Here is a 15380-nt window from a genome sequence, read left to right as displayed (position 1 = left end):
GGCCGGGCTGAGATCGCCGGCCGGATGCACGGTTCGCCATCATCACGGAGTGAGCGTGTACAAGGAGCAGCGCGTTCACTCCGCGATCATGAAAACCCAGCCCGTCGCGGCCGCTATGCGCATGATCACGGAGAGTTATGGGCGCGGCCCGGTTTGCCCAGCCCGGCCCCGTCGGCTTCGCCGCGCCGACTCCGGGCCAGACGCTCGCGGCAGGAGCGGTCTGCAAGCGACGCGACCCGAGTCATTAGCGGCGTGGGCGGGAGCGGCCGTGGGCGGGAGCGGCCGTGGTTGGGACGGCCGGCGGGGCGGTCGTTATTGCGGTGGGTCCTCGCGGAGGGCGGCGAGCAGGGCCTCGTACTCGCTGTCGACCAGTTCCGGGGCCTGGAGCTGGCGCGGGGTCGTCTCGACCTGCGGGGGCGGGGGCAGGTCGTCGGCGCTCAGGCCGAGGTCGGCCAGTTTGCGGGCGCTGACCAGGACCCTGGCTTCCAGGGAGCCCACGGCTCGGTTGTACGACGACACGGCCGTCGACAGTGACGTGCCGACCTTCGACAGGTGTTCGCCCATGGTGCTCAGTCGGGCGTACAGCTCGCGGCCCGTCTGGTGGACGGCCAGGGCGTTGGACGTCAGGGAGTCCTGGCGCCACGCGTAGGCGATGGTGCGCAGCAAGGCGACCAGCGTGGCGGGTGTGGCGAGGACCACGTTGCGGGCGAAGGCGTGCTCGAGCAGGGCCGGGTCGTGCTGGAGGGCCGCGTCCAGGAACGTGTCGGCGGGGACGAACAGGACGACGAACTCGGGGGCCGGCTCGAAGGCAGACCAGTACGACTTCGCGGACAGCGCGTCGACGTGGGCGCGCAGGTGGCGGGCGTGCTGGGTCAGGCGGGCCGTGCGGGTCTGCTCGTCGGGGGCCTCCAGCGCCGACAGGTATCCCTCCAGGGGCGCCTTCGCGTCCACCACCACCTGGCGGCCCCCGTGCAGGCGCACGATCAGGTCGGGGCGCACCACGCCGGCGTCGGTGGCGGCGGTCACCTGCTCCTCGAAATCGCAGTGCTCGAGCATCCCGGCGGCCTCGACGACGCGGCGCAGCTGGTGCTCGCCCCAGCGGCCGCGGACCGTGGGGGCGCGCAGGGCGGAGACCAGGCGGCGCGTCTCGGTGCGCAGCTCGCCGGAGACCTCGTGCATGGTGCGGACCTGCTCGCGCAGCGACTCGTACGCGCCCACGCGGTCGCGCTCCAGCTCCACCACTCGACGCTCGTATCGCAGCAGCGCCTCGTGCAGCGGCGTCACCGCGTCGGCCACGGCGTCCTGGGTCTGGCCGCGGGCCTCGAGGGTCAGGCCGCGTAGCGACGCCTCCAGGCGCGCCTCGCCGTCGCGGGTCGCCTGCAGCGTGGCCTCCAGTTTTGCCAGGTCGACGGCGGAGCGTGACCGAGCGACATACCAACCGAGGGCGGCGCCGGTGATGAGGCCGATGAGCAGGAGGAGGAGATCCACGGTATTCAGCATGCCGTAGGGGTATGACAGAAAACGGTACCGTCGAGGGCATGGGTTACTCGTCCTGGTTGGAGTGGTGACGGTGTTCGGCTTCGGGCGCAGGAAGCGCGAGGCGCAGCAGCTGGCCGATGCGCGGGAGGAGGCCCTTCGGTGGTATGAGCGCCTCGGCGGGCAGCTGATGAACCTCTCCGGCGACGAGCCGGCGGTCAAACAGGCGCTGGTGGACGCGAGCGAGCGGTACAACGCCGCGGGTGGGCAGCTGGAGCGGGCGACGAGCCTGAAGCAGTACGACCTCGCTCGCGAGACCGCGCTGGAGGGGCTCGCCTACATCCGGGCGGCCCGCGCCGCGATGGGCCTCGACCCCGGGCCCGACCTTCCGCCGCTGGCCGGCGCGCGAGCGGGGCAGATCACCAAAGAGCGCGAGGTCGCGGTCCAGGGGCACACGTACCGCGCCAGCCCCCAGCCCGGCAACGCGACCCCCTACTACTACCCGGGCGGCGCGGTCGCGGGCCGCGGCGTCCCGGCCGGTTGGTACTCCGAGCCCTGGTGGAAGACGGCCCTCGTCGCCGGCGCGTGGGGCATCGGCTCGGTGCTGGTCTTCGACGCGCTGTTCAGCCCGGGCTGGGGCGACCACGGCTACGACGCCGCGTACAACGCCGGCTTCGACCAGGGCCTGGACCAGGGCTACGACCAGGGCTTCGATCAAGGCTTCGACCAGGGCGACGGCGACTTCGACGGCGGCGACGGCGGCGACTGGGGCGACGCGGGCTTCGGCGACGCGGGCGACTTCGGCGGCGACTTCTAACCGTCCGAGCCGTTCGAGCCGTTCCAGCAACGTTCGACGCGAAAGCGACATACCCGAGATTTCCGATAAATCCGGGCACCGAAGGTGCCCGGATTTATCGGCGCACAAGACCAAAAAGACAACACAAGCAGAGCTCGGGTCCGTGCAACTTGCGACCGTTCTTCCCACGAGACACCGGTCGGGCCTGGCGGCCCTCCCTGCCGGGTCCGCGGTGGCAAGAGCCTCAGTAGCGGTGGGAGCCCTGCGCCCCGCGGAGTGCGCGCTCGGCCAGGGCCAGGTCCGATGCCGCGGCGCGGGCGAACGGGCTCGTCGCGCCGAGGAGCTCGGCGTAGACGGTCTGGGCCGCGCGGTACTCGGTGATGGCCTCGTCCAGCCGGCCCAGGTCGTGCAGCACGCTCGCGAGGCGGTGGCGGGAGACGGCCGTGTCGAGGTGGACCGGGCCCAGGAGGTGCAGCCGGCTGCCGAGGACCGCCCGGTGCTCGGCCTCGGCGTCGAGAAGCCGGCCCGCGTGGTGCAGCGCCGACGCGAGCAGGCTGCGGCTCATGAGCGTGTCGCGGTGCTCCGGGCCGAGCAGTTGGGCCCGGGCGCGCATGACCGTGCGGTGCTCCTCGATCGCCCGGTCGAGCTCGCCCATGTCCTGGTAGACCTTGGCGAGATTGCTGCGCGAGATCAGCGTCTCCTGGTGGTTGGTGCCCAGGACGTGCGTGCGCGACTCCAGGACCCGCTGGTGCTCGGCCTCGGCCCGGTTCAGGTCGCCCAGCTGGTGGTAGATCGTGGCCAGGTGGCTGCGGCTGGTCAGCGTGTCCGGGTGGTCCTCGCCGAGGATGTGGACTCGGGCGGTGAGCGCCTCGTCACACTCGACCAGCGCCTCGGCCAGCCGGTCGAGGTCGCGCAGGACCGTCGCGTGCTGGTCGCGGGCGGTGAGCGTGTCCGGGTGGTCCCAGCCGAGGGCGTGGGCGCGGGCGTCGACGATCTCGCGGTACGCCTCCTCGGCCTCCTGCAGCTGCCCGCGCCAGTGCAGGTCGGTCGCGCGCTGCCAGGTCGCGGAGTCGTCGTAGAGGCGGGGCGCCGGGGAGGGGCGGCGCCGCGGCTCCGGGGCCGGCCACTCGACCGGGTCGGGCTCGTCGTCGAAATCGTCCGCCATGGAGGAGCCGTAGACCGTGGAGGACGTCATGTGCGGATACACGTCTTCGTCCATGCGAGCCGGCTGCTGGACGGGGATCGAGATCGGCGGCGGTGGGGGAGGCGCCGGCTGCGGCGGGGCGGCCGGGCGGCTCGGGATCCGCACGGGCTCGAACACGTCCGGCTCGTCGAGGACCTCGGCCGGCACCTCGATCGGGGACTCGTGGTCGCGCCGGCGCAGCTCGCGGCGCAGCGAGACGATCGCGTCGGAGATGGCGTCGGAGTGGTCGCCGATCCGCCACGCGACCGCGGTCACGGGCCGGTCCAGCGCGGTGCTCAGCTGCCGCACGGAGCTCAGGATCGAGTCGTCCGGGGAGGCGTTGACGATGACCAGTGCCGCCTGGAACGCCGCGGTCGGGCCGACCAGCAGCGCCTGCAGGGTCGCCTGCATGCGCGCGATGGAGAAGCCGGTGCCGGCCCGGATGTCCACGATGATGTGCGCCTCGGACATGGCGATGGGGCCGAGAAAGTATCCGAAGACGGGCTGCAGCTTCTGCCCCTCGCGCCCGGCGGCCTCGTAGAGCGCGGCGTTGGCGCCCTCGTGATAGGCGATGGCCTGCGGGGCTTGGCCGCGGATCAGCTGCACGAACCGGTCATAGGCGCCCTCGGCGTCGCCGTCCTGCTGGGCCCGGCCGGCGGAGGCGAGCCGCTCCTCGCGGTCACCCGAGCGAAGCACGATCGCGCCGCCGGACAGCCCCGCCAGCCCGACCAGCACGCCCGCCCCCACGAGGGCCGCGGCGCCGGCGGTGCTGCGGAACTGCACCGTCGTCAGCACGCCCAGGGCGACCAGGGCGAGCCCGACGAACACGACGAGAAATCGGGTCTGGCCACTCCATCGTCCGCCAGTCATCGGTCCTCTTCACTCGCATTCACTCGCGACGTTCAACCCCGAGAAACCCCCTGACGTTCAGACCCGAGAACCTCCCGAAGATCACTGCGGGCGACAAGCCGAGATCCGTAGCGTGACGAGAATCCTCCCACGAACCGATGTGTCCACGGTAGATCGACGCCAGGAACCCCGCCATCCACGACGGCCTTCCGAGAAGACTGTCAATTACCCGACACTCACAGCAGGGAGTCGCGCCACTGCGCGTGCAGCTCCGCGTAGTGCCCTCCGCCGCCGATCAGGGCGGACGGCGGCCCGTCCTCGACGATCCGCCCGCCGGACATGACCAGCACCCGATCGGCGATCTCCACTGTGGACAGCCGATGCGCGATCACCAGCGCCGTCCGGGATGCCAGGATCGTCCGCAGCGCCTGCTGGACCAGCCGCTCGCTCGGGATGTCCAGCGACGACGTCGCCTCGTCGAGAATCAGCACCGCGGGGTCGGCCAGGAAGGCCCGCGCGAACGCCACGAGCTGGCGCTGCCCGGCCGAGAGCCGGCCGCCGCGCTTGCGCACGTCGGTGTCGTACCCGTCGGGCAGGGCGCGGATGAACGCGTCCGCACCGATCGCATCCGCGGCCGCCTCGACCTCGGCGCGCGAGGCGCCCGGCCGGCCGAAGGCGATGTTGGCGGCGACGGTGCCCGAGAACAGGTAGTTCTCCTGGGTCACCATCACGATCGCGCGGCGCAGGTCGTCCTCGGCGAGCGAGCGCAGGTCGACGCCGTCGAGCGCGACGCTGCCCCCGGTCGGGTCGTAGAACCGGGCCACGAGCTTGGCCAGCGTGGACTTCCCCGCGCCGGTCGCGCCGACCAGCGCGATCGTCTGCCCGGCCGGCACGAACAGGTCGAGCGCCGGCAGCACGGGCCGCCCCGAGTCGTAGGCGAACGAGACGCCGTCGAAGGTCAGCTCGCCGCGCGGGTCGGCCAGGCGCACCGGCGAGCGCGGCTCGGCCACGGCCGGCTGCTCGTCGAGCACCGCCGCCAGCTTCTCCAGCGCGGCGGTGGCCGACTGCAGCGTGTTGTAGAACTGCGACAGCTCCTGCATCGGCTCGTAGAAGCGGCGCAGGTACAGCAGGAACGCCGCCAGCACGCCCACCTCGGTGCGCCCGTGCAGCACCCGCCAGCCGCCGTAGGTCAGCACCACCGCGAGCGACACGTTTCCGATCACCTTGATGGCCGGCGAGTATGTCGCGACGAGCCGCTGCGCGTGCAGGCTCGCCCGCCGGTAGTCGTCGTTCACCGCGGCGAAGATCTCGTCGTTGCGCCGCTCGCGGCGGAAGGCCTGCACCGCGCGGATGCCGCCGAGCGACTCCACGAAGTGGATGATGACCAGCGCGATCGTCTCCCGCGTCCGGCGGTAGGCCCGCGCGCTGGCCCGCTGGAACCAGCGCGACAGCCACAGCAGGAACGGGAACGACGCCAGCGTGACCAGCGCCAGCGGCGGGTCGAGCCAGAGCAGGATCCCGGCCACGGACAGCACCGACAGCGCGGCGAGCACCAGGTCGTCGAGCGCGCCGTCGACGAGCTCGGCGATGTTGTCCACGTCGCTGGTGAGCCGCGCGATGACCCGGCCCGAGGTGAACCGCTCGTGGAAGCCGATGGACAGCCGCTGCAGGTGGTCGTAGACGCGGGTGCGCAGGTCGAGCAGCACCGCGTTGCCGACCCGGCCGGACATCGCCAGGAACGCCCGCCGGGTGCCGAACTCCAGCACGGTGGCCAGCCCGAACAGCGCGGTCACGAGCACGAGCGTCGGCGGGTGGCCGATGCCGCGGTCGATGCCCAGCTTCACCAGGTACGGCCCGGCCATCCCGGCGAGGTTCTGGGCCAGCAGCAGCGCGACGAGCGCGGCGATCGCCAGGCGGTGCGGGCGCAGCAGCGAGCCCAGCAGCCGCCGGCTCGCGACGCGCTGCGTCGGGTCGGGCTCCTCCGTCGCGGTGCCCCGCCACCGCTGGACATCAAGCGCCACGTAGCACGTCCCGGTATCCGGGGCACGAGGCGAGCAACTGCGAATGGGTCCCGATCGCGGCGAGCCGGCCGCCGTCGAGGAACGCGACGCGGTCGGCCAGCGCGATGGTCGAGGGCCGGTGCACCACGAGCAGCGCGGTGGTCCCGGCGAGCACCGTGGACAGCGCGGACTCGACCAGCGCCTCGGTGTGCACGTCGAGCGCGGACAGCGGGTCGTCCAGCACCAGCACCCGCGGGCGGCCGAGTACCGCCCGGGCCAGGGCGAGGCGCTGCCGCTGCCCGCCGGACAGCGACAGGCCCTGCTCGCCGATGCGGGTGTCCAGGCCCCACGGCAGGTCGTAGGCGAAGCGCGCCTGCGCGATGTCCAGCGCCTCGGCGATGTCCGCCTCGCTGGCGTCGGTGCGGCCCAGGGTGAGGTTCTCCCGCACGCTCATCGAGAACAGCGTCGGGTCCTCGAACGCGGTGCCGACGATGCGCCGCAGCGAGTCGAGGCCGATGTCGCGCACGTCGTGCCCGTCGATGGTGATGCTCCCGGCGTCCACGTCGTACAGCCGCGGCACCAGCGACACCAGCGTCGTCTTGCCGCTGCCGGTCACCCCGACGATCGCCACCGTCTCGCCCGGCTCGATCTCCAGGTCGATGCCGCGCAGCACCGGCCGGCCCGGCTCGTAGCCGAACTCGACGCCCGTGAAGCGCAGCCGTCCCTCCACCGTGGACAGCGAGATCGCGCCGGGGCGGTCCACGATGGACGGCAGGGTGTCCATGACCTCGTAGATGCGCACGGACGCGCTCATCGCCTCCTGCGCGTTGGCGATGATCCAGCCCAGGAGGTCGATCGGCCAGACCAGCATCACCTGCAGCGCGACGAACGCGACCAGCGTGCCGACCGTCAGCCGCCCTTCGGAGACCGCGACCGCTCCGGCGACGAGCACCACCGCGAGCGTGGCGTTGGGCACCAGGTCGAACTGCGACAGCGTGCGCGCCACCATCCGGCTCTTGCCGACGCCGAGGTCGTGCACGTGCCGCGCGCCGCCGGCGAACTGCACGCTCATGTGGTCGCGCCGGCCGAACGCGCGGATCACCCGGATGCCCTGCGCCGACTCCTCGATGCGCGTGGTCAGGTCGCCGAGGGAGTCCTGCAGCTCGCGGGAGGCGGCGAAGTACCGCCCGGTGAACCGGCGCACGATCAGGAACAGCGGGATCGCGCTGAGCGCCACGAACACCCCCAGCGGCCAGTACAGGTGGATCAGCAGCACGGACACGGCGATGTACGTGGCGAGGTTGAGCACGAAGAAGAACAGCCCGAACGACAGGAACCGCCGGATCGAGGACAGGTCGGCGGTGGCCCGCGACAGCAGCTGCCCGGACTGCCAGCGGTCGTGGAACTCGATCGGCAGCCGCTGCAGGTGCGCGTAGAGGTCCTCGCGTAGCCGGGCCTCCATGCCGACCGAGGACGCGGACTGCGCCCAGCGGCGGATGAAGCTCAGCGCGCCCTCGCAGACGCCGAGCGCGACCGCGAGCGCGCCGAGCAGGAACAGCCCGCGGGTGTCGCCGCGGCGCACCGGCCCGTCGACCACGCGCTGGATGAGCAGCGGGATGGCCAGGCTCGCGGCGGTGGACAGCACGGCGGCGACCATCGACCAGGCGGTGAGCGCGTAATACGGCTGCAGGTAGACCCGCATGCGCCAGAGGGCTTGGGCTCTATTGGCCCGGCCCCGGATGCGGCTGGACCGCCGCGCCTCGGCGGGCGCGGCGGTCGTTGACATACGTCAAACGTACGTGCGAATTACATTGGCGCCAACCGATATTCAGATGGCTTCATGATCGAGCAGTCGGTCGTCGTGGAGTACGTGTTCACTGCAGCCTCCAGAGCCGGATCGCGGCGTAGGAGCGCCAGGGCCGCCAGCGCTCGGCGTGCGCGGCCAGGGTCTTCGGCGTGTCGGGCAGCCCGGCGGCCCGCGCCCCGCGCAGCACCCCCAGGTCGGTCGGCAGGAACGCGTCCGGGTCGCCGAGGGCGCGCATCGCGGTGTATTGCGCGGTCCAGTCCCCGATCCCGGGCAGCGCCCGGAGCCGCTCGACGGTCTCCGCGCGGTCCCCGCCGCCGTCGAGGTCGAGCTCGCCCGTGGCCACCGCGGCGGCCAGCCCGCGCAGCGTGCGCCGGCGCGACTCGGGCATCGAGAACGCCTCGTCCGGCAGGGCCAGCAGCTCCTCCGCGGTCGGAAACAGCCCGGCGTCGGCGGCGATCAGCCTGCGCAGCACCGTGCGCGCGGAGGCGACCGAGATCTGCTGCCCGACGACGGCGCGCACCGCGATCTCGAAGCCGTCGCTCGCGCGGGGCACGCGCACCCCCTCCTCCTTGAGCACCACGGGCGCGAGGGCGGGATCGGCGCCGAGCACCGTGTCCACGGCGACCGGGTCGGCGTCGAGGTCGAACAGCCGCCGGCAGCGCGCCACCGCGGGCGCCAGGTCGCGCACGTCGGCCAGGTGCAGGGTGGCCGCGACATGGCCGGCCCGCGGCGCGAGGGTCGCGCGCCCGGCGCCGTGCGGCAGGCGGAGATTGCGGTGGTACCCCTCGTCGTCGACCGCGTCGATCCCGTCGACCGCCCGCTGGCGCAGGAACGACAGCAGCGACTCGGCGTGCAGCGGCGCCCGGAACGGCAGCCGCACCGAGATCACGCCCTCGTCCTGCAACGCCCGGTCCGGCTCGATGAGGCTTCGCGCGGACCGCCCCGGACCGGGCGCCGGCGGGCTGCGCCGGGCGCGCAGCTGCGACGGCGTGCGCCCGTAGATCTCGCGGACCGTGTCGTTGAACTGCCGCACGCTGCCGAACCCGGCCGCGAAGGCGATCTCGGCCAGCCCGAGCCCGGTGGTCTCGATGAGCACCCGCGCGGTCTGCGCGCGCTGCGCCCGGGCCAGGGCCAGCGGGCCGGCGCCCACCTCCGCGGCCAGCATCCGGTGCAGGTGCCGCTCGGTGTAGCCGAGCCGGTCGGCGAGCCCGGGCACGCCGTCGCGGTCGACCACGCCGTCGGCGATGAGCCGCATGGCGCGCCCGACCACGTCGCCGCGCACGTCCCAGTCGGGCGAGCCCGGCGCGGCGTCGGGCCGGCAGCGCAGGCAGGCCCGGTAGCCCTCGCGCTGCGCGGCCGCGGCGGTCGGCAGGAAGCGCACGTTCTCCGGCTTCGGCGTGATCGCCGGACAGGACGGCCGGCAATAGATCCTGGTCGACTTTACCGCGGTGACAAACACGCCGTCGAAGCGCGAGTCACGGCTGGTCGCCGCCTTGCGGCAGGTTTCGAAGTCGAGGTCCACGACTCCATCCTGCCCCGTCCGCGGGGCGGCGACTGGCGGTTTTCGGACGCGTATGTTCCGTCGCGCCGACCGCCTACTGTGGTGGCCACCGAACACGCGAACACGAGACGGAGACGCCGATGAGCGAGTACGAGTCCGGGACCGGCGAGGCCGGCCTCGCGGACGCCGAGCCCAACGTCGTCACGATGCACGGCGAGCACGGCGAGACGATCTACGCGATCGACACCGACGGCGACGGCACCGCCGACGTCGTCGCGTACGACGACGACAGCGACGGCCGCGTCGACCGCTACGCGATCGACACCGACGGGGACGGCACGCTCGAGACCGAGCTACGCGACCTCGACGGCGACGGCCGGATCGACGCCGTGTTCATCGACACCGACAACGACGGCGACAAGGACCTGGCGGCGCTGGACACCAACGGCGACGGCCGGTTCGACCGGGTCGTGGCCGACCTCGACAACGACGGCAACATCGACACCGACGTGCGCGACACCGACCACGACGGCGTCGCCGACTACGTCGCCCGCGACGTCGACGGGGACGGGCGCCGCGACTACGTCGTCACCGACAGCGACCACGACGGGCGGTTCGAGACGGTCCGGTACGACGACCCGAAGAACGACCCGCTCGCGCAGCCATAGTTTCACGTAGAACAGGAAGATCGACTCACAATCGAGGTGGGCCGCGTGACGCCGTGCAGGTGGAGGACTGACGACGCACGCGGCCCGGGGGTGGGCGGAACCGGGTAAGGGGGGTACCCGGACCATCCGACCGAAAAGTGCGAATCCCAGGGGTTTTCCGTTACACGTACACGCCCGTCATCGCGCACCGCGCTGGGTCAGCCACCGCGCGCCGAAGTCGACGAGCTCGCGCTGGCGCATCAGCCGGGCGGTCCCGGCGCCGACCGGGCCGGTCCGCTCCCCGCCGGTGATCTCCGCGAAGTCCTTGCCGAGCGGCTCGAACAGCGACGTGTCGTCGGCGAGCTCGCGATACGCCACCCAGCGCCGCTCCCCGTCGACCAGCATGGGCGATCCCTGCCGCAGGTATCGCTTGGGCACGTCGGCCCGGTACTCGGCCAGGTGCAGCGACGTGTTGTTGTCGTGCCCGACGCCGAGCAGCAGCACCCAGGCGTCCGCCTCGTAGAGCCGGGCGAGCGGCGAGCCCTCGCCGAGCCCGTCGTCGAGCTCGTGCCCGTCCGTGATGCGCGCCGCGAGCGGCCCGAGCGCGGCGAAGGAGACCGTCGGGTGCGCACTGCGCAGCACGCCGGGGAAGGAGCGGAGGCAGTCGACGATCGCCCCCATGTACCCGGTCGGCGTGGTGCGCGGGTCGTAGGCCGGCGTCTCGGCGCGGATGATCTCCCACCAGTCCGGCGGCACGGGCGGGTTGCCCCAGTCCGCGGGCTCGGTCAGATGCCGCGAGTGGGTCGGCATGACGAGCGTGCCGTCCGCCCCGACCGACCGGAGCAGCGCGAGCACCACGGCCTGCGCGCCGCCGGCCACCCAGCCGAGCCGTGACAGCGACGAGTGGGTGATGACCGTCGCGCCCTGCGGCAGCCCGAGCTCGCGCAGCTGCCGCGCGATCCCGTCGACGGTGCCCGGGCGAGTGGTGCGGGCCACCGCATCGGCTTCCATGCCCTCATAATGTTCGGTCATGACGCAGTGGACGCTGTCGGGGTTCGGTGACGAGATCGACGCGGATCCCGCGGTACAGCTGCAGGTGCTTTCGGCTCTTGGCGCGGCGCACGTCGAGCTGCGCAGCGGCTGGGGCGTCAACGTGGCCGACATGTCCGACGAGGACCTCGCGCGGCTGGCGGACCTGCTGGCGCGGCACCGGATGGCCGTCTCGGCGATCGCGTCGCCGATCGGCAAGACCGGGGTCTACGACGACCCGGACACCGAGCTGCGCCGCCTGGAGCGCGTGGTGGCGGCCGCGCGGCGGCTCGACGCGCCGTACGTGCGGCTGTTCTCCTTCTACCGCCCCGACGGCGTCGACGTCGCCGCGACCCGCGACACGGTGCTGCGCCGGATGCGCGGCTTCGCCGACGTCGCCGAGCGCGAGTCGGTGGTGCTGGTCCACGAGAACGAGAAGGCCATCTACGGCGACGTGCCCGAGCGGGTGCTCGACCTCGTCGAGTCCGTCGGCTCGCCGGCCCTGCGCGTGGCCTGGGACAACGCCAACTTCGTGCAGGTCGGCGTGCGCCCGTTCACCGACGGCTACGCGATGCTGCGCCCGTACGTGGAGTATCTGCAGGTCAAGGACGCCCGCGCGGCCGACGGCACGGAGGTGCCGGCCGGGCACGGCGACGGCGAGCTGCGCGAGACCCTGACCGCCCTGCGCGACGACGGCTGGACCGGCTTCGCCTCGCTGGAGCCGCACCTGGCCGATCCGGCCCGCCCGGACGTGCTTTCTGGCCCGCGCCGCTTCGGCGAGGCGGCCCGGGCGTTCGCCGCCCTCACCGCGGAGCTGGGCATCCACCTGCGCTGACCGCCGCGGTCCATCGCGCGCCGACGCTTGTCGCGAGGGCGATCCGCCCGCTCTTTCCCGCAGCGCAGGCAGAAGCGCCCGCGCAGATGTGTAAAAAAGGGCTGCGATAGCAGCCGTTTTTTACACACCTGCTCGCCTCGGCCCTGGCCGACGTCAGTTGCGGTGCGGCTCGGGCCTGGCGTGCCCCTGCGCAGGCGCCCCAGCAGACGCCGGGTGGACGCAGGGGCGCGTAGCGCGGGCGGGGAGTGCCCGCGGAGCGGGCATGGGGGGTGTGGGGTGGGAACCCCCCACGCGCGCCCGCGCCGGAGGCGCGCGCCAGGCTAGTTTCCGGACGTGGCGTGCCGTGCGCCGCAGGCGCCTACAGGAGACGCCGAGTGGACGCAGGGGCGCGCAGCGCGGGCGGGGAGTGCCCGCGGGGCGGGCATGGGGGGTGTGGGGTGGGAACCCCCCACGCGCGCCCGCGCCGGAGGCGCGCGCCAGGCTAGATTTCGGACCTGGCCTGCCCCGCGCCGCAGGCGCCCACAGGAGACAGCGAGTGGCCCGCGCGGAGTGGGTGCCGGTCAGCACTGCGTAAGCTGACGTGTCGTGGCACTCAGCATCGGCATCGTCGGCCTGCCCAACGTGGGCAAGAGCACCCTGTTCAACGCCCTGACCAAGGGGGACGCGCTCGCCGCGAACTATCCGTTCGCGACCATCGAGCCCAACGTCGGCGTCGTCGGGCTGCCCGACGGGCGGCTCGGGCGGCTGGCGGAGCTGTACGACTCGCAGAAGATCATTCCGGCGCCGGTGTCGTTCGTCGACATCGCCGGGCTGGTGCGTGGGGCTTCGAAGGGGCAGGGGCGTGGCAACGCGTTCCTCGCGAACATCCGTGACGCGTCGGCGATCTGCCAGGTGGTGCGTGCCTTCTCCGACCCTAACGTCGTGCACGTGGACGGCAAGATCTCGCCGCGCGACGACATCGAGACGATCAACACCGAGCTGATCCTGGCCGACCTGCAGACGATCGAGAAGGCGCTGCCGCGGCTGGAGAAGGAGGCGAAGGTCCGCAAGGAGCGGGCCGGCGTCGCCGCCGCCGCGAAGGCCGCGGGCGAGCTGCTCAACGAGGGCAACACGCTGTACGCGGCCGGGTTTGACGTCTCCGAGCTCGGCGAGCTGCACCTGCTGACCGCGAAGCCGTTCCTGTACGTGTTCAACGTGGACGAGGCCGGACTGAGCGACCCCGCGTTCCTGGACGAGCTGCGCGCGCTCGTCGCACCGGCCGAGGCCATCTTCCTCGACGCGAAGATCGAGTCGGAGCTCACCGACCTCGACGAGGAGGAGGCCCTCGAGCTGCTGGCCTCCATCGGCCAGCCGGAGCCCGGCCTGCACCAGCTGATCCGGGTGGGCTTCCGCACGCTGGGGCTGCAGACGTACCTCACGGCCGGCCCGAAGGAGGCCCGGGCCTGGACGGTCCCGATCGGCGCCACGGCCCCGGAGGCCGCGGGCGTCATCCACTCGGACTTCCAGCGCGGGTTCATCAAGGCCGAGGTGGTCTCGTTCGAGGACCTGATGACGGCCGGCTCGATGAACGCCGCGAAGGCCGCCGGCCGGGTCCGCATCGAGGGCAAGGACTACGTCATGCAGGACGGCGACGTCGTGGAGTTCCGCTTCAACGTCTGACCGGCTCTTTTGTCCTTGGCACCGCGGACCTGGCAGGGTCGGGGCCGCCCTTCAGGCAGGCTCCGGCCCGGTGTCTCGCGGGAGGAACGGTCCGCAGGTGACACGGGCCCGAGTCAAAAATCTCAGGCGGCGCCGGCGATGATGTTCTTGTACAGGTCCTCGATGCGGGCGGCCAGCGTGACCTCGCCCGGGGAGAGGTCCGAGTCGGCGGTGCCGGGGACGCGGAGGCGGATCTGCGTGCGGCCGTCCAGGCGGCGGACGTCCGGGCGGACACCGACCGCGTCGGCGACCACTTTCATTCGCTCGGTGAGTGCCGCATGCTGGGAATCGTCGAGGTGCAGCGTCCGGCGGATCTCGCCGCCGTCATGAGTCCAGCCCTGCAGTAAGGCCAGCGCATCGCTGAGATAGTCACGGTGATCGTCGCTCCACCGGGCCCGCATTTCGACCTACCCTCCCACGGCATCGTTGCCGGCTTGTGGCCGTTTCGAAGCCTGCCCGTCATCAACGGTGTCTGCAAGTCTGACTAGCAACCGGTGGATCTGTCCACGGCCACATTTCCCTCGTCTGGTGAACAACAGGGCAGAGCCAGCCACCGGAACTTCATTTCGATCTGGCACCCTGGTTGCCTGTGCAGACCGAACGGGTGATGCCAAGGATCATCGTCGGAGCAGCGATCATCTCCGAGGGTCGCGTTTTGGCGTGTGAGCGTGCCCAGCCGCCCGAAATGGCCGGTAAATGGGAGTTTCCCGGGGGCAAGGTCGATCCCGGGGAGACCGAGGAGCAGGCCCTGGTGCGGGAGTGCCAGGAAGAGCTCGGGGTCGACGTCGAGGTGGGGCCGCGGGTCGGCGACGACATCGCGATGCTCGGCGGCACGGCGATTCTCCGGGTGTACGTCGCGACCCTGGTCAACGGCGCGCAACCCGTTCCGCTGGAGCACAGCGACCTGCGCTGGCTGGCCGTCGGCGAGCTGGACAGCGTGCCCTGGCTCCCGGCCGACGCGCCGATCGTCCAGGCGCTGGAGCCGTTGTTACCTTCGACCCCGTGAACGTCACGTATCCCGAGGTCGGCGCGACCCGCGAGGGACCACTGCCGGACGGTTATCAACACATCACCCGGCGTGTCCGGCTCGGCTCCGGGGCCGAGCTCTTCCGCGCGGCGGCCGACGCTTTGGCGCGCTGGCAGCCGGAGCGCGGCGCGGGGCTGCGGGTGCGCAGCTCGGCGGAGCGCGCGGCGCTCGGGGTGGAGTTCTCCGCCGGGATCGGGGCCGGCCCGCTGCGGCTGTGGGTGCCGTGCCGGATCGTGTGGGTGGTGGACGAGCCGGACCGCTACGGGTTCGGGTTCGGCACGCTGCCCGGGCACATCGCCACCGGTGAGGAGTCGTTCCTGCTCTGCACGGACGAGGCGGGCGACGTGTGGTTCGAGGTGCGGGCGTTCAGCCGGCCGGCGAAGTGGTGGGTGCGGCTCGGCTCCCCGATGGCGCGGCTGGTGCAGCACAGGGTGACCGACCGGTACGTCGACGCGATGCGGCACCTGTGACAGACGAAGGAGCCGCGGATCCGGGCGGATCCGCGGCTCCTCGCGTGACGACGTGACTGCCT

The 15380-nt window shown here is 72.3% G+C and carries 13 protein-coding genes; 6 read left to right on the top strand and 7 right to left on the bottom strand.

Annotated features, from left to right (window positions below):
* Positions 1–312: 312 nt before the first annotated feature.
* Positions 313–1500, bottom strand: a complete 1188-nt coding sequence (locus ACGFI8_RS04720) for a DNA recombination protein RmuC (RefSeq protein WP_392800016.1) — start codon at positions 1498–1500, stop codon at positions 313–315.
* A 64-nt stretch (positions 1501–1564) separates the two neighbouring features.
* Between ACGFI8_RS04720 and ACGFI8_RS04715 the strand changes: the two genes are divergently transcribed.
* On the top strand, positions 1565–2293 hold the full coding sequence (locus tag ACGFI8_RS04715; RefSeq protein WP_392800014.1) for a hypothetical protein: 729 nt from the start codon (positions 1565–1567) through the stop codon (positions 2291–2293).
* Between the two features lie 223 nt (positions 2294–2516).
* Here the strand turns inward: ACGFI8_RS04715 and ACGFI8_RS04710 are convergent, their stop codons facing one another.
* The 4 genes from ACGFI8_RS04710 to ACGFI8_RS04695 all read right to left on the bottom strand — a co-directional run bounded on the left by ACGFI8_RS04710 (position 2517) and on the right by ACGFI8_RS04695 (position 9633).
* Positions 2517–4325 carry a tetratricopeptide repeat protein gene (locus ACGFI8_RS04710; RefSeq protein WP_392800011.1) on the bottom strand — a complete coding sequence of 603 codons (1809 nt, stop codon included), beginning with the start codon at positions 4323–4325 and terminating at the stop codon, positions 2517–2519.
* Positions 4326–4540: 215 nt separating this feature from the next.
* Entirely contained in the window at positions 4541–6325 is a 1785-nt protein-coding gene (locus ACGFI8_RS04705) for an ABC transporter ATP-binding protein (RefSeq protein ID WP_392800009.1), read from the bottom strand.
* A complete protein-coding gene (locus ACGFI8_RS04700) occupies positions 6315–8006 on the bottom strand; it encodes an ABC transporter ATP-binding protein (protein ID WP_392801178.1) in 1692 nt (563 codons plus the stop codon). The genes ACGFI8_RS04705 and ACGFI8_RS04700 overlap by 11 nt, the downstream gene beginning before the upstream one ends.
* Before the next feature lie 172 nt (positions 8007–8178).
* Positions 8179–9633: an AlkA N-terminal domain-containing protein gene (locus ACGFI8_RS04695; protein WP_392800006.1), complete on the bottom strand. Its 1455-nt coding sequence runs from the start codon at positions 9631–9633 to the stop codon at positions 8179–8181.
* 119 nt (positions 9634–9752) lie between these two features.
* Here ACGFI8_RS04695 and ACGFI8_RS04690 point away from each other — a divergent pair, with 119 nt between their 5' ends.
* Entirely contained in the window at positions 9753–10280 is a 528-nt protein-coding gene (locus tag ACGFI8_RS04690; protein ID WP_392800004.1) for a hypothetical protein, read from the top strand.
* Between the two features lie 177 nt (positions 10281–10457).
* On the opposite strand, the gene ACGFI8_RS04685 is transcribed toward ACGFI8_RS04690, so the two are convergent.
* Positions 10458–11270, bottom strand: a complete 813-nt coding sequence (locus ACGFI8_RS04685) for an aminoglycoside N(3)-acetyltransferase (RefSeq protein WP_392800001.1) — start codon at positions 11268–11270, stop codon at positions 10458–10460.
* Between the two features lie 19 nt (positions 11271–11289).
* On the opposite strand from ACGFI8_RS04685, the gene ACGFI8_RS04680 reads away from it, so the two are divergent.
* Both ACGFI8_RS04680 and ychF read left to right on the top strand, forming a co-directional pair.
* Positions 11290–12123 (top strand): sugar phosphate isomerase/epimerase family protein, encoded by an 834-nt coding sequence (locus tag ACGFI8_RS04680; protein WP_392799998.1) that lies wholly within the window; start codon positions 11290–11292, stop codon positions 12121–12123.
* A gap of 585 nt (positions 12124–12708) precedes the next feature.
* Complete coding sequence (gene ychF / locus ACGFI8_RS04675) at positions 12709–13782, top strand: redox-regulated ATPase YchF (protein WP_392799996.1); 1074 nt, start codon at positions 12709–12711, stop codon at positions 13780–13782.
* A 122-nt stretch (positions 13783–13904) separates the two neighbouring features.
* On the opposite strand, the gene ACGFI8_RS04670 is transcribed toward ychF, so the two are convergent.
* Positions 13905–14222, bottom strand: a complete 318-nt coding sequence (locus tag ACGFI8_RS04670) for a pterin dehydratase (RefSeq protein WP_392799993.1) — start codon at positions 14220–14222, stop codon at positions 13905–13907.
* A gap of 206 nt (positions 14223–14428) precedes the next feature.
* On the opposite strand from ACGFI8_RS04670, the gene ACGFI8_RS04665 reads away from it, so the two are divergent.
* Together ACGFI8_RS04665 and ACGFI8_RS04660 are read left to right on the top strand one after the other, a co-directional pair.
* Positions 14429–14827 carry a (deoxy)nucleoside triphosphate pyrophosphohydrolase gene (locus tag ACGFI8_RS04665; RefSeq protein ID WP_392801176.1) on the top strand — a complete coding sequence of 133 codons (399 nt, stop codon included), beginning with the start codon at positions 14429–14431 and terminating at the stop codon, positions 14825–14827.
* A complete protein-coding gene (locus ACGFI8_RS04660; protein WP_392799991.1) occupies positions 14824–15318 on the top strand; it encodes a DUF1990 family protein in 495 nt (164 codons plus the stop codon). Before ACGFI8_RS04665 ends, ACGFI8_RS04660 begins: the two co-directional genes overlap by 4 nt.
* The last annotated feature ends 62 nt before the right edge of the window (positions 15319–15380 follow it).

Source organism: Dactylosporangium sp. NPDC048998 (genome assembly GCF_043197855.1).
In the GTDB taxonomy this organism is placed as follows: Bacteria; Actinomycetota; Actinomycetes; order Mycobacteriales; family Micromonosporaceae; genus Dactylosporangium.
Note: the sequence above shows the minus strand (reverse complement) of the source record. Positions and strands in the feature narration are given on the sequence as shown.